Raw genomic sequence first — 13,481 nt, 5'->3', positions numbered from 1 at the left:
TCGTGCCGGTGGTGCTAGCCTGAGCACATGCCTACCACCCACGACCCACTTCTCGATGTGCGCACCTGCGAACAGGCACGCCTGAGCCGTGACGCACGTTTCGACGGACTGTTCTTCACTGCCGTCACCAGCACGCGCATCTATTGCCGCCCGGTGTGCCCTGCCCCGTCGCCGAAGCCGGAAAACATCCGGTATTACGCCAGCGCGGCTGCTGCGGAGGCCGCTGGTTTCCGGCCCTGCCTGCGCTGCCGCCCCGAGCTCGCGCCAGGCAACGATGCGTGGCAACGCGGCGATCATGTCATCGCGCGCACGCTGAAGTTGATGGATAGCGGTGTATTCGACGAGTTATCGGCTGAGGCGATGGCCGAACGCGTGGGCGTGGGTGCACGTCAATTACGCCGCTTGTTTGTCGAGCGGCTCGGCGCGCCGCCGATCAGTGTCCACACCACGCGCCGCCTGCTGTTCGCCAAACAGCTGCTGACGGAAACGACACTGCCGGTGACAGAAGTTGCGCTCGCCTCTGGCTTTCGCAGCCTGCGCCGGTTCCATGCCGCATTCCTGCAGGCCAACCGCGTGCCGCCGCGCGAGTTGCGGCGCCATCCGACGGCGACTAACGGTGATGCATTGACGTTGCGGCTCGGTTTTCGTCCGCCGTATGACTTCCCCGCCATCCTCGCATTTCTGCGCGGACGTGCGCTGCCCGGCGTGGAAGCGGTGGACGAACACAGTTATTCACGCGTATTCGGTCCTGCCGATGCGCCGGGCTGGCTGCGTCTGAGTGCATGGCCCGGTGATGTCCACGCGTTGCAGTTACAACTGCATTGTCCGCAACCGGCACAGATGCTCGGCGTGGTGACGAAGCTGCGTCGCATGTTCGACCTGGATGCCAACCCGCAATCCATTGGCGAAGCCCTGAAGCAGAGCACGGTGCTCCGCCCGATGCTGCGCAAACGTCCGGGATTGCGCTTGCCCGGCGGCTGGGACGGCTTTGAAATTGCCGTACGTGCGATTCTCGGCCAGCAAGTAAGCGTTGCTGCTGCACGCACGCTGGCCACGCGTATCGTGCAACGTTTTGGCACGCCGGTAACGTCGCCCGTAGCTGGTCTCGAACGCCTGTTTCCCGGACCGGAAGCACTGGTGGATGTCGACCTGCGTGAAGTGGGTCTGACCACCGCACGCGCGGCGACGGTTCGCGGCGTAGCGCAGGCGTTGCTGGACGGCAGGATCGATTTCCGCAGCGAGCAACCGTTGGATGAATTTGTCGAACGCTGGGTCGAACTACCCGGCATTGGTGAATGGACCGCGCACTACATGGCGATGCGTGCACTGAGTCATCCAGACGCATTCCCCGCGGCCGACCTGATTCTTCGCCGTGCTGCCGCGGGCGATGGCCCCGAATTGTCCACGAAAGCACTCACGTCGCTGGCCGAAGCATGGCGCCCGTGGCGAGCCTATGCAGTGATGCATCTCTGGCGAAGCACCAGCGACACCGGCAGCGCAGCCGCGAAGAAGGTGGCGTGATGTCCGATAGCGCCACCATCTGGTACGACAACTTGCCGAGCCCTGTCGGCATGCTGCGGCTGGTTGCTGACGATCAGGGATTGCGCGAGATCTGGTTTGAAACCGGACGCCACCAGAAATCACCCCAGCCGCACTGGCGGCGAGCCGCAGAACCCCTGGCGCAGGCGCGGCAGCAATTGGAAGAGTATTTTGCCGGCACGCGTCAGCAGTTCGATCTGGTGCTGCATCCGCTCGGCACATCGTTCCAGCGCGACGTTTGGTGGGAGCTCGCGCGTATTCCCTACGGCGCTACCATCAGCTACGGAGAGCTGGCGCGTCGCATCGGTCAGCCGCTGGCGGTGCGAGCGGTGGGGGCCGCGAACGGTCGCAATCCGCTGCCGATTGTCCTGCCCTGCCATCGCGTGATTGGCGCGAACGGCAGTCTCACCGGATTCGGCGGCGGCCTGCCTACCAAGCGCTTCCTGCTATCGCTGGAAGAGCGCATCGCGCACGGTGATTTATTTGGCATGTCGCTACGCGACGTAGCGGCCGTGCAGAACTAGGGCCTGTTCACACTATCCGTGTAGCCCGCGTTGCTTGTGCGTGGCCGTCAGGTGGTAGTGCGTGGCACAGGCCTGGCGGCTGCCAGGTCAAGCCGCGCGCTGCCGCATGGCGGCCACGCACAAGCAACCCGTAGGGCCGGGTCTTTTTGCCCGCCATCCTGCGTCATCGCTCGGGCGTGTATCGACATACACTTCCTCACTCTTCCTTGTCTGGCGGGCAAAAAGCTCCCGGCGCGAGCCACACGGATAGTGTGAACAGGCCCTAATAGAAACACTCAGCGCCCCGCGCCCACCGGCGGCGGCGTCACCGCGTTCTGGTAGGCGGCCATCGGACGGCCAACTTGCGGCGCATAGAGATGATGATCAACCACGGGCTTGCCGGCCTTCGCGGTACGGTTCAAGGCCTGTGACTGACGATGCTCCTTAACCACCGGCGTGTGCGTGTGCAACATAGGCTTTTGCGCATGCCTGGTCTGCGATGCGGTGATCGGCGCAGTGGTCGTTGGCGCATCGGCCGAAGCCTGTGTTGGTACCGGCGTGGCTATCGCCGTACCGACTGCGCCAAGCAAGGCCATCGACATCGCGTAAAAGAAAGGACGTGTATTGGTCATACGGCTGGGTAATGATACGGGGTTTGTATCGATGGTACGGACTGACGTATGAAAATCCCGTTTCGCCTGCTGCTCTGTTCGCTGATTGCCCTTAGTGCCGGTTGCGCAACGCCATCCACGTCGCCGTCCTCAGGGTCTTCCGCGCCCACCGCCGTTGCCGCGAAACCGGCCCCTGCGCCACTGCTGTTGATCTCCATTGACGGTTTTCGCGCTGACTACCTTGAGCGCGGTCTCAGCCCCAACCTGACCCTGCTGGCCAAGGACGGCGTACGTGCTGCCAGCATGCAGCCATCGTTTCCGTCGCTGACGTTTCCGAACCACTACACGATCGTCACCGGCCTGCGCCCGGATCACCACGGCATCGTCAACAACACGATGATGGATCCTGAGCTTGGTAAATTCTCGTTGAGCAATCGCGACGCGGTGGGCAACGGACGCTGGTGGGACGAAGGCACGCCGCTATGGGAGACCGCCTCGAAACACGGCCTCAAGAGCGGCACGATGTTCTGGCCGGGTTCCGAAGCGGATATTCATGGCAGGCATCCGGATTACTGGCGTACCTACGACGGCAACATCACGCCGGAACAGCGCGTGGATCAGGTGCTGTCGTGGCTGGACATGCCGGCAGGCGAACGCCCCACGTTTATCACCTTGTACTTCGATGACGTGGACCACGCCGGCCATACCTACGGCCCGGATACGCCGCAGGTCGACGACGCGCTGCGCAAGACCGATGCCGCATTCGCTTACCTGGTGGAGGGGCTGAAGAAGCGCGGCCTGCTCGATCGCATCAACATCATCATCCTCGCCGATCACGGCATGGCGTCGGTGCCGGCCAAGAACAGCGTGCTGCTGGACAAAGTCATTCCGCTGCATCGCGCGGAGGTAGTGAGCCTTGGCGTGCTCGCCGGCCTCAACCCGACGCCGGGCCATGACTTTTCCAAGATCGAAGCGCAGCTGGAAAAGCCGCAGAAGCACATGACGTGCTGGGACAAATCGCGCGTGCCCGCACGACTCGCTTATGGCAGCAACCCGCGCGTGCCGCAGCTGCTGTGTCTGGCGGATGTGGGCTGGCGTATTGCCACTACCGACTCGCTGGCCAAGAAGAAAGGCAAGCTAAGTCTCGGCGAACACGGTTACGACAATGAAGCGCCGCAGATGCAGGCGCTGTTTGTGGCGCACGGCCCGGCGTTTCGCCAGGGCGCCGCGGTGCCGGCGTTCCCGAACGTGGACGTCTATCCGCTGATGACCCACCTGCTCGACCTGCCGCCTGCCGCCAATGATGGCGACTATCAGGCGGTGAAGGAGATGCTTAAGCCTGAGGCGCAGTAAGCAGCGCTGAAAAGTCGCAATGGTGGGGCTCAAACTAGCCTCACCGCTTCATCTTTGCCGTCACCCCGGCGCAGGCCGGGGTCCAGTGACTTTGCACTTGGTTGTCGCGATACGGCGATCTGGCTCGCCTGCCGCGGGCTTCCGACCTCCTGCCGGAGGCCGGGTCACTTTCTCTTGCTTGCCCAAGAGAAAGTAACCAAAGAGAAGGGCACCCCGGATGAGGCGCCTTCCGGGCTTCGCCCTCCAGGTACGCGGTCGGGTTGCGGGGTTTGTCGACAGGGCATCCTGCCCTGACGCCAAACTGGCCGACATCCATGCCGGCCACCCTGCGGGCTATTCCTCCACCCGCCCGCCGCCTCATACGGGGACCCGGAAGATCAAAAGCGCCAAGCCGACGGCTCGTGCAGCTGCGCTGCACATCGCGTTGTTGGGTCACGTTGTTCGTGCCTGAATGCCGGAAGGCTATGCCGTTATGCAGCGAGTTCTCCACGACGGTCGGGAAGCGTAGCGTCCTCTTTACCTTGCCTCAGCGGTCGGGAAGCGTAGCGACCACCCGCTTTAAGCCCTCTCCGCGATGGCGCGTTGCGAAGCGCTTGGAAGTACCCGCTGTGTAGCGGCGAAGGTTGCCAAGCAACAACGCACCTCGAGCGTTCGGGCTTATCCCTGCGCAATGCTGCCAGCTCTTCAGGCCATTTTCTTTGGGTTACTTTTCTTTTGGGCCAGCAAAAGAAAAGTGACTCGGCCTCCGGCAGGAGGTCGAAACGCCCGCTGCGTAGGCGGCACGCTGGCCGTATCGCTAAAACCAGACACCGAGGCTCTGGATCCCGGCCTGCGCCGGGATGACGGTGAGGGGAATGAACGTTACCGCGAGCACCCGCCCCTCACCCCAGCCCTCTCCCCGGAGGGGAGAGGGAGCTAAAAGCGCCGCCAGCTCGCAGCCACCCCATACCTCACTGCGGAATCGGCGGCTCGGTACCCGGCGACGGTGGCCCCGGCAACGGAGGCAGGCGGTACAGGCGCCACGCGATCAGCAGGCCAGCCAGCACCAGTGCCGCCACAAACAACGCGACACCATTCCACCCATGCGACGCGTAAAACAGGCCGCCGCTGGCACCCGCGATACTGGAGCCCATGTAATACGAAAACAGGTACATGGACGAAGCCTGCGCCTTCGCGCTGCCTGCGCGACGCCCAACCCAACTACTGGCAATGGAATGCCCGCCGAAGAAACCGAACGTCACTGCGACAATGCCCAGCACAATCAACACCAGTGGCTGCGTCATGGTGAGGCCCACTCCCAGCAGCATCAGTGCGAACGCGGTCCATAGCACTTTGCGGCGTCCCAGCCGCCCGGCAAGGTGCCCCATCCAGGCTGAGCTGAACGTGCCGATCAGATAGACGCTGAAAATGCCGCCTACCGCGGCCTGACTCACGCTGTACGGTGGCGCCAGCAGGCGATAGCCAATGTAGTTGTAGACGGTGACAAAAGCCCCCAGCAGCAGAAAGCCCTCGGCGAACAGCCACGGCAAGCCCGCGTCGCGAAACGCGAGCGCAAAACGTCCCAGCAACTGGCCAGGGTGCAGCGGCTGTCGCACGTGATGCCGGGACGGCGGCAGGCTGCGCCAGAAGAGCAGACCGGCGACCAGGCCGATCATGCCGACGGCCGCTACGCCCCAGCGCCAGCCCACGAAATCGGTCAGCACGCCGGCCACCAACCGGCCACCCATGCCGCCAATCGCATTGCCGCTGATATAGAGCCCCATCCCCAGGCCGATCGACTCCGGGTGCATCTCTTCGCTGAGATAGGTCATCGCCACCGCCGGCAACCCGCTCAGGGTGAGGCCCAGCAGTGCGCGCAGTATCAGCAGCATGTGCCAGTCGGGCACCATCGCTGTCAGCAGTACCAGCACGGCAGATGACAGCAGCGAAAGCGTCATCACCGATTTGCGCCCCCAGGCATCGGAGACGCCGCCGGCAAACAGCATGGCAAAGGCCAGCACGCCCGTGGTGAGCGACAGCGACAACGACGCGGTGGCGGCGCTCACGCCATAGTCTTTGCTGAACTCGGGCATCAGCGGCTGGGTGCAATACAGCAGGCCAAAGGTCGCCACACCGGCTGCGAACAGGGCGAGGTTGGTCTGGCGGAATACCGGTGTGCCGTGCCGGATGAAGTCCGGTGACTCAAGTTCGCGCGTTTGCGGCCGATGTTCTCCGTGAGACACCGCTTCCTCGCCTTCCCGTCTTGCCATGTTTTTCATTGCCCTGGAGCACCCAAGGCGACAAGCATAGGGCCTGCCGCCAGCGCGTTCGACCCATGTCTCAAACGTCTGTTTGGAAAGCCATTCCCTACGCCGCGGGACGCGATACGAGGGACACATCTCGCCCAGAGAACGTGATACATAGTGCGCATTGAGTCTTCAGCCGCGGGAACGGCCGGACTCAAGAACCGGCGCCAGGGGCCGGGACAAAGAGGGGGAACATGGTGTATCGCGCACCCGTCGTGGTCTTCGTCGCATGTGTGCTCGCGGCGCTGTATGCGTTTGTCGCGCATGCTGCTTCTGTGGCGCCAAGCCAACGACCTGTCCTGCAAATAGCCGCCTTGCCCGCCATCACCCCGGCCCCGCTGCCCGACCAGGTCGTGCATGGCGGGATGGACGCCGGGTTTGCCCCCACCGGCTCTGCCTACACGCCCAACGCGGTGGAGACGCAGCGCTGGTACCGGCTGACCCTGTCCTCCGACTGGAAGGAAAGCAGCTCGCCGGTACTCCACTTCAGCGGCGCCACCTACATACGGATCTCGGTGTTTGCCCCGCCGGACTACCGGCGGCAGGAACTCTGGTTTGCCCAGACCGACAGCTCCGCACGCTTCTCGCGCCATCAACTTGCCATGGAGCTGCCGCACGACCTTCGCGCCGGCCAGCCGGTCTACGTGCGCATTGCTGCCGACAGCTTCACGCGGCAGATCAGGGCGGGGATCACCGACATGGCCACCTACCAGGCGCAGGATCTCACCCATGTGCGGCTGACCACGCTGTTCTCCAGCGTGCAGGTCACCATGATTCTGGCCGCGCTGTGCTTGTGGGTGGTACTGCGCGACCGCGTGCTGGCGTATTTCATCGGCTACTCCAGTTTCATGCTGGTGTATCTGATGCTGACGAGCGGCGAGATCTACGAACTGCCCGTCGGCCAGCTGCTGGTGCCATTGGGCACCCATGCGCCATGGCTCTTCGCCGCGCTGAGTGCGCCGCTGTCCATCTCCTTCATCATCGAGTTCTGCGAACTGCGCGACATCACCCCGGTGGCGGCGCGCCTGCTCGGCCTGATGCGCTGGCCTTACCTGGTGCTTGCGCCGCTGCTCTGTTTTCCTTTCGCCGAACGGGTGCATGCGCTGGCGTCCGTTTACAACGTCTGGTTCATGTTCACGTCGCTGTGGGCACTGGGCACCGTGATACTCGCGGTGATGCGCCGCGGCAGGCAGGCTCGCTTTTTCCTGATTGCATGGACGCCGCAAGTACTGCTTACCTGCCTGCGCGTCAGCCAGGTGCTGCTTTCACTCGACCTGCCACGCTGGCTGGAATACAGCTTTCCGTTTTCCATCGCGTTCTTCAGCATCGTCGTTACGATCGGCCTGGCCGATCTGTCACTGCGCACGCGCCGTGAGCGCGACGTGGCGCATCACCTGGCCGATCACGATGCGCTTACCGGCGCTCTCAACCGCCGCGCACTGGTTCGCAGGTTGCACACGGGTATCGCCGAAGCACGCAGACAACACGCCCCTCTCGCATTGTTGTTCCTCGACATGGACCACTTCAAATCCGTCAACGATCACTATGGCCATCAGGTAGGCGACGCCTGTCTGCGCGCCGTCGTCGAAGCCATCGGGGACGAGCTGCGCCCCGCCGACTGGCTAGGCCGTTACGGCGGCGAAGAATTTGTAGTGGCGTTGCCCGGCGCCAACCGCGACAACGCGATGGCGGTTGGTGAGCGCATCCGGCATAGCATCGAGACGTTACAGGTGCATTCACGCGGCAACACCTTTCAGACCACGATCAGCATCGGCATCGCCAATCTAGGCGGCCCCACCGATACGGCAGACGACCTTATCGCACGCGCCGATGCCGCGCTGTATCGCGCCAAGACCGAAGGACGCAATCGCATTGTGTCTCACGAGCTGCAGGCACCGGGCGACCAATTGACACGGCCAGCATCTCCCGCCTGAAAAAGCTTCACCTGTCGCTGTCTGTGCCGTACGCCCAGCGCAAAAATATCGGCAACATGCGTTTCCATGTCGCCTGATTGTGCTCGCCATCCGGCAACAGATAGAACGCGACATCGGCGTTTCGCGCAGTGGGTTGAGTGCCATCCATGTCGATGCGGTAGCCCAGATCGTGCAGCCCGCGCCACGTCGAACCATCTATGGCGTGATAGCCGTTGATCAGGTCCTGCACATCCTCGACAGCGTCGATCACGCCATTGCCGTTGCGGTCGTTGGTCTCTTCGCGCCCGCCGACGGAAAACCAGAAGCGCACGGACTTCCGGCCATCCGCACGGCTCACCATAGCCTGCGCGAGTCGCGTGGATTCGACCGCCTGGGCACTGCTGCGATCCGCGGCCAGCCAGAATGAAGGCGAAAACGCGCCAACGCGCCCGAAGACATCGGGATACTCCCAGCCGAGGTTGAAGGCATTCAAACCACCCAGCGACCAGCCGAGCACCGTGCGTCCGTCCGCCGAAGCCCTGGTGCGATAGTGCGTATCGATATACGGCACCAGCTGCGTCGCCACCCAATCCGAGTACTCGTAGGCGCGACTGCCGATGGGGCCAATGCGCGAGCCGCCCACCACGCTGCGCTTTCTCGCCCGATCAGAAAGGCCGTAACCCGAAGCGCGGTCGGCCAGCATGTCGACGGCAACCACGATCACCGGCTCGATGGCGTGATCGGCATAGAGCGTCGCGAGCGTCTCGTGCAGCCCTACGGCCGCCATATCCTGGCCGTCGTTCGCATACAGCACGGGGTATCGCACGCCGGCAGCACTTTTCTCGGCGTAACTGGGTGGCAGATAGACCGTGAACTTGAGCTGCTCCGGCGCGAACGCTGCGGCATCCAGTGTCAGCTTGATCGCCACCATGTCATCCGTCGTTACTGCACTTTGCGCATGGGCCGTTGTGCCCATGCCTAACACCATGGCTGCCACCAGCGCCACAAACTGCCACCGCTTTGCTTGCATACGATTCCCCTGCCCTCGCACGACCTCATTCCACCACGATCAACCAACCCTTGCCGGGCTCCAGCGGAATCGCGTCGCCGGGTTTAAACGTGGCCGCCGGCTGAAAACCATCGACTGCGGATGCCGTCAGCGTCGCCTTGCCCGGCGAAAGGCCCAGGGCCTTCCAGTCGATGATGAGTTTCACGCCGACTTTCTGCGGTGCCCACGAGGCCAGCGCGATCATCGTCTTGCGGCCCTTGCGCACATAGCTGGTCGCAAGCACGTCGTCGCGACTGGTCTTTACCGGTGTGTCGTGCACCCACCAGCCGACCATGTCTGCTTGTTCGATACCGAACGTGTCCCATAGCTTCCACAGACCGCGCGGGTCGCTTCCCGGCGACCAACCCAGGCGATTGGTCATGCCAAACACCATGCCGCGCCAGATGTTGCCGTCGTTCTGCAGCATTTCGCCCATCAGGCCATAGGGAATGCCGGAGATCTCGGTGAGCCAGTACGCGGGCGAGGTCTTTTCGTAATCGAACTCTTCGCCAAACCACAGCCGGTCGATGTACGGGAACAGCTCCATGTACAGCAATGCGCTGTTGATATAGCCATCGCGCGGGTTGTACTGGCTGGCCGAATGCAGATCGATCAGCGGCTGCGGGCGATGCGCCTGCAGCACCTTGCGCACGCGTTTCATGGTGGTGCGATCGTAAGCCACGTCATCCAGATACAGGCCATCGATGCCCACATTGCGGGCAAGCCAGTCCAGGCCTTCGATGTAAAAGTTGTGCCAACGGCTCTGACCCGCATTGATCACCGCTGCATCGCGATTCTCCGGCACGTGCCAGGCCGCGATGTAGTCGCCGTCCAGATGTTCCTGCAGCCACGAGAAACCGCCGCCCTTGCCGCTGCTGATCACCTCGTGTCCCAGGCTCTCCAGCATGGGCAGTTCCGGCGCGCGATCGGTCAGCTCGCGCACCGTATCGTAGATCTTCACGCGCATGCCACGTTCGTGTGCGGCACCGATGTACGCGTGCATCGCGTCGGGTTCCAGGAACGGGTAGTTGATCCATGGGTTAATCGGCGTGGCGTGGTGAATGTTCACCACGTTTGCACCATCCGCCTTGATGGCGTCCAGGTCGCCGTATTTGTGAAAGAAGCGCTCAGCGAAATGCTCAGCGGGGTTGATGGTCTTGAAGGGCGTGATGCGCATCACGATGTCGTAGCGCAACGTTTCGCCCGCCTGCATGGTGCGCGGACCACTGAAGGCTTCAGCAAGATAGTCAGCCTGTTCGCTGTGCAAGCGAATACCACCCTTTCCGCCGTTGTCCCACGACACCGGCATGCGCAGTGGCTGCTGATGGTAGAAGTTGGTATTCAACGGGCGCTGGTAATGCTCGTCCCGCAGATGGAATTCGAGGCCCGCGTTGACTGCACCGATCCAGGCGCCATCCTGGTTGTTCTGCACATTCCATTTCCAGCTGAAATCGTCCGGCGCGCGATCGCCCTGCCGCCCCAGACCCAGCTGATACTGCGCCGCGTCGCGATGAAGCGGGATCTCCAGTCGAATATCACGCAACTCGGTAAGCTGGGTTGCTTTCAATGCAATGGCATAAACCAGCGTGCCATCCGCTTCCAGACTCGCCGTTACATCGCCTTGTAGCGGACCCACGTGGCCAGCGACCTGCCAGTGCACTTTGCCCGGACCGTCTATTTGCACCTGAGGCGGTCCCGCCGCGTCAAGCGCGTGGGCGCCCGTGGTGTCCTCCACGATCAGTCGCATGGGCGCCGCGAGCAATGATTTGGGTTGCCGGGCAAACCCGGTCATGCGCTCATCGAAGCGGCTGGTGATCTGCGTCGGCAGGCCGCTGGCACCCAGCCTCAGGTCGCGGCCTAGAATGCCGAGCGTAGCGCCCTTCACCGTAATCCCAGTGAACGGTTTCACCAGCGCATCGTCCTGCGCCAGTGTGGAGTTGAGCCAGCGCAGACGTGTGAGCTGGAATGGATCGTTGTCGCCATGGGCCACCGCCGTGGCCTCACCCACCGTGATGGACAGCGGCACGCGTTGCGGCGCCACGCCATCCGCGACGATAGTGACCTCGCCACGATACACACCTGGCCTGGCGGACTCTGGCACATCCAGCCCGACCCACAGTGGTTGCACACCTCCTTTCGCGATATCGACGCGAGCCGTGAATGGTTTGGCGGCGTAATCGACGCCACCCAGGTTGAAACAGGTGAATGCAGCCGCCGGAATGCTGGCGCCATCCTCGCTGTGCAAGTCGCTGAAAGTGACTTGCACGTTGTCGACCCGTTCGCGCGGCGCCCACGCGCCGATCTGGAAACTCAGGTATTCGCCACGCAGCACCTTGTCATTCAACTTGCCGCCGGGACCGCGTTGCGCCCAGCTCTCCGGCAACGTGTCAAACATGCGTATCGGGTTGGCGCGCGTTTCGGGAAACAACAGCAAGGGATCGGAAGCGTGCTTCGCCAGCAACGCCTGCAACTCGCCCGGTGTCGCGGTGCGCTCCATCGAGGTGTAGGCATCGAAATCATCGACAGCCTCGTAACGCAGCACTTTCGCCTGCGGCAAGCGCGGCCAGCGCGTCGCATCGCCCACCTTGCCTGCCCAAGCGGCATCCGCCGTATCTTTCGGCCCGGCATAGGTCACCGTCGGATAGTTGCTGCGCCCCTTGCTCACATAGGGCTGGTAGTAAACCGCATAGGTGCCGGCCTGCGCTGCCTGAAACGCGAGTTCGCCGCTGGCCTGATCGATGCGGCCGCGCCGCACGTTGGCGACGGTTGATCCATCCGGTGCCGTCACGATGACGGCCACATGCTCTGGATGGGCATCTCGACGGCGCCACGGGATCACCACGCGCACCGCTGTCGCTGGCGCATCGACCTGGACCAGATAGCGATGATTGCCCAGCGCATCCGCATTCCAGCGCAGCGGCTGCTGCGTCACGGGCGTCTGCGCAACACTTGCGCACGCCGCGCCCAGCAATACGCCCGCCACGATCCAAGCACTACGTCGATGCCCCATGTTCACCCCAGATAGCCAAAAAGCCGGGAGCACTTACGCGCGCCGGAACGAGGTGTTTAACCCGACGAGGCGGCAAGGGGCAAGTTCCGTTAGAGCTAGAAGTAAAGAGTGAGTAGTGAGAAGTGAGAGAGAGCAAGGGAGAGGGCACGCTTTCTCTCACTTCTCACTACTCACTTCTCTCTCCTGCTCTCAAGCCCCGCGATCCGTGCGCAACGTGCGTACCTCTTCTTCATGCCCGGCGGCGGAGCGTCCGCTCACCCAGCCGAACAAGGCAATCCCCACCACGATCATCACCGCGCCAAAGGCGGAGTAGCCGTGCGGCCATGCTTCACCCAGAAACGTGGCGCCGATCACGGTGGCAAACAGCAATTCGGCGGCCTGCATCGCCTCCACCGCGGCCAGGGCGGTGGGCTCGCTTCGCACCATGTCGGTAGCGCGAAAAAACAGCACGGTGGCAATGACGCCCGAGGACAAGGCCACGCCACCGGCAAGCAGGATCTCGCGCCATCCCGGCGGGCCGACGACACACCATGTGACCGCGGCAAGCACCAGCCACAACGGCCAGCTGCACAACGTCATGCCGAACACACGTTGCGTCGCGCCGATGCGCGTGCCGCTGTGCTCCAGATGCAACAGGATCATCCGATTGCCCAATGGATAGGCAAATGCGGAGAACACCACGGCGGCTATCGCCAGCCAGTCGCTGGTCGTCAGGCCACCCTGAGCGTGGCCCCATTGCAACGCGAACACGCCGATCACGATAAGCAGCCCAATGCCAACGCTGCGCAAGGCCAGGTGCCGCCGTTCGTCCCGATAGATGAAGGGCGCCAGCAACGGGCCCGCCAGTACCGTGGTCTGAAAGCTGCCGGCCACCAGCCACGATGGCCCGCTGTTCGCCGCCCATGTCAGCGGAAGGCCAAACAGCACAAAGCCCACCACACTCCACAGCAACCAGGTGCGTGGATACCGGCGCAACTCGTTTGGCAACGAACCCAGCCCACCCTGCCATGGCAGCACCAACGCGAGCATCGGCAGCGTGATCAGATATCGCAAGATCACCGCCCACGCCCAATGACCGCCCCCCGCCACCAGGCTGCGGTTAAGTACATAGGTCATGGTGAAGAACAGCGCCGCGCACAGCGCCAGACCCACCGCGGCAAAAGCGTTAGAGCGCATTGCGAGGTCGCTGCCAAAAATTTGAGTGTGGCAAATGCGGACG

At 63.1% G+C, this 13,481-nt stretch carries 9 protein-coding genes; 4 read left to right on the top strand and 5 right to left on the bottom strand.

What is annotated here, in order from left to right:
* The first annotated feature begins 27 nt into the window (after positions 1-27).
* Positions 28-1,521: a DNA-3-methyladenine glycosylase 2 family protein gene (locus tag OQE56_RS00955; RefSeq protein ID WP_267220667.1), complete on the top strand. Its 1,494-nt coding sequence runs from the start codon at positions 28-30 to the stop codon at positions 1,519-1,521.
* The gene (locus OQE56_RS00950; protein ID WP_267220665.1) at positions 1,521-2,063 is read left to right on the top strand and encodes a methylated-DNA--[protein]-cysteine S-methyltransferase; all 543 of its coding nucleotides are present in this window, start codon (positions 1,521-1,523) and stop codon (positions 2,061-2,063) included. Before OQE56_RS00955 ends, OQE56_RS00950 begins: the two co-directional genes overlap by 1 nt.
* A gap of 275 nt (positions 2,064-2,338) precedes the next feature.
* Here OQE56_RS00950 and OQE56_RS00945 read toward each other — a convergent pair whose 3' ends face one another.
* Positions 2,339-2,674 carry a hypothetical protein gene (locus tag OQE56_RS00945; RefSeq protein WP_267220664.1) on the bottom strand — a complete coding sequence of 112 codons (336 nt, stop codon included), beginning with the start codon at positions 2,672-2,674 and terminating at the stop codon, positions 2,339-2,341.
* A gap of 48 nt (positions 2,675-2,722) precedes the next feature.
* Here OQE56_RS00945 and OQE56_RS00940 point away from each other — a divergent pair, with 48 nt between their 5' ends.
* Positions 2,723-4,006, top strand: a complete 1,284-nt coding sequence (locus tag OQE56_RS00940; protein ID WP_267220661.1) for an alkaline phosphatase family protein — start codon at positions 2,723-2,725, stop codon at positions 4,004-4,006.
* Between the two features lie 950 nt (positions 4,007-4,956).
* Here the strand turns inward: OQE56_RS00940 and OQE56_RS00935 are convergent.
* The gene (locus OQE56_RS00935) at positions 4,957-6,255 is read right to left on the bottom strand and encodes an MFS transporter (protein ID WP_267220659.1); all 1,299 of its coding nucleotides are present in this window, start codon (positions 6,253-6,255) and stop codon (positions 4,957-4,959) included.
* Positions 6,256-6,485: 230 nt separating this feature from the next.
* Here OQE56_RS00935 and OQE56_RS00930 point away from each other — a divergent pair, with 230 nt between their 5' ends.
* On the top strand, positions 6,486-8,225 hold the full coding sequence (locus OQE56_RS00930) for a sensor domain-containing diguanylate cyclase (RefSeq protein WP_267220658.1): 1,740 nt from the start codon (positions 6,486-6,488) through the stop codon (positions 8,223-8,225).
* Between the two features lie 7 nt (positions 8,226-8,232).
* Here the strand turns inward: OQE56_RS00930 and OQE56_RS00925 are convergent, their stop codons facing one another.
* The 3 genes from OQE56_RS00925 to OQE56_RS00915 all read right to left on the bottom strand — a co-directional run bounded on the left by OQE56_RS00925 (position 8,233) and on the right by OQE56_RS00915 (position 13,438).
* Positions 8,233-9,234 (bottom strand): alpha/beta hydrolase, encoded by a 1,002-nt coding sequence (locus OQE56_RS00925; RefSeq protein ID WP_267220656.1) that lies wholly within the window; start codon positions 9,232-9,234, stop codon positions 8,233-8,235.
* A gap of 25 nt (positions 9,235-9,259) precedes the next feature.
* Positions 9,260-12,262, bottom strand: a complete 3,003-nt coding sequence (locus OQE56_RS00920; RefSeq protein WP_267220654.1) for a glycoside hydrolase domain-containing protein — start codon at positions 12,260-12,262, stop codon at positions 9,260-9,262.
* A gap of 189 nt (positions 12,263-12,451) precedes the next feature.
* On the bottom strand, positions 12,452-13,438 hold the full coding sequence (locus OQE56_RS00915; RefSeq protein WP_267220652.1) for a multidrug resistance efflux transporter family protein: 987 nt from the start codon (positions 13,436-13,438) through the stop codon (positions 12,452-12,454).
* Positions 13,439-13,481: the final 43 nt, after the last annotated feature.

It is taken from the genome of Dyella silvae (genome assembly GCF_026421305.1).
Lineage (GTDB): Bacteria > Pseudomonadota > Gammaproteobacteria > Xanthomonadales > Rhodanobacteraceae > Dyella > Dyella silvae.
This window is presented reverse-complemented; position numbering and strand designations above follow the sequence as displayed.

Bases quoted from the DNA above. Each gene is read 5' to 3' on its own strand.
- OQE56_RS00955 (WP_267220667.1), top strand. From the start codon at position 28: ATGCCTACCACCCACGACCCACTTCTCGATGTGCGCACCTGCGAACAG.
- OQE56_RS00950 (WP_267220665.1), top strand. From the start codon at position 1,521: ATGTCCGATAGCGCCACCATCTGGTACGACAACTTGCCGAGCCCTGTC.
- OQE56_RS00945 (WP_267220664.1), bottom strand. From the start codon at position 2,674: ATGACCAATACACGTCCTTTCTTTTACGCGATGTCGATGGCCTTGCTT.
- OQE56_RS00940 (WP_267220661.1), top strand. From the start codon at position 2,723: ATGAAAATCCCGTTTCGCCTGCTGCTCTGTTCGCTGATTGCCCTTAGT.
- OQE56_RS00935 (WP_267220659.1), bottom strand. From the start codon at position 6,255: ATGGCAAGACGGGAAGGCGAGGAAGCGGTGTCTCACGGAGAACATCGG.
- OQE56_RS00930 (WP_267220658.1), top strand. From the start codon at position 6,486: ATGGTGTATCGCGCACCCGTCGTGGTCTTCGTCGCATGTGTGCTCGCG.
- OQE56_RS00925 (WP_267220656.1), bottom strand. From the start codon at position 9,234: ATGCAAGCAAAGCGGTGGCAGTTTGTGGCGCTGGTGGCAGCCATGGTG.
- OQE56_RS00920 (WP_267220654.1), bottom strand. From the start codon at position 12,262: ATGGGGCATCGACGTAGTGCTTGGATCGTGGCGGGCGTATTGCTGGGC.
- OQE56_RS00915 (WP_267220652.1), bottom strand. From the start codon at position 13,438: ATGCGCTCTAACGCTTTTGCCGCGGTGGGTCTGGCGCTGTGCGCGGCG.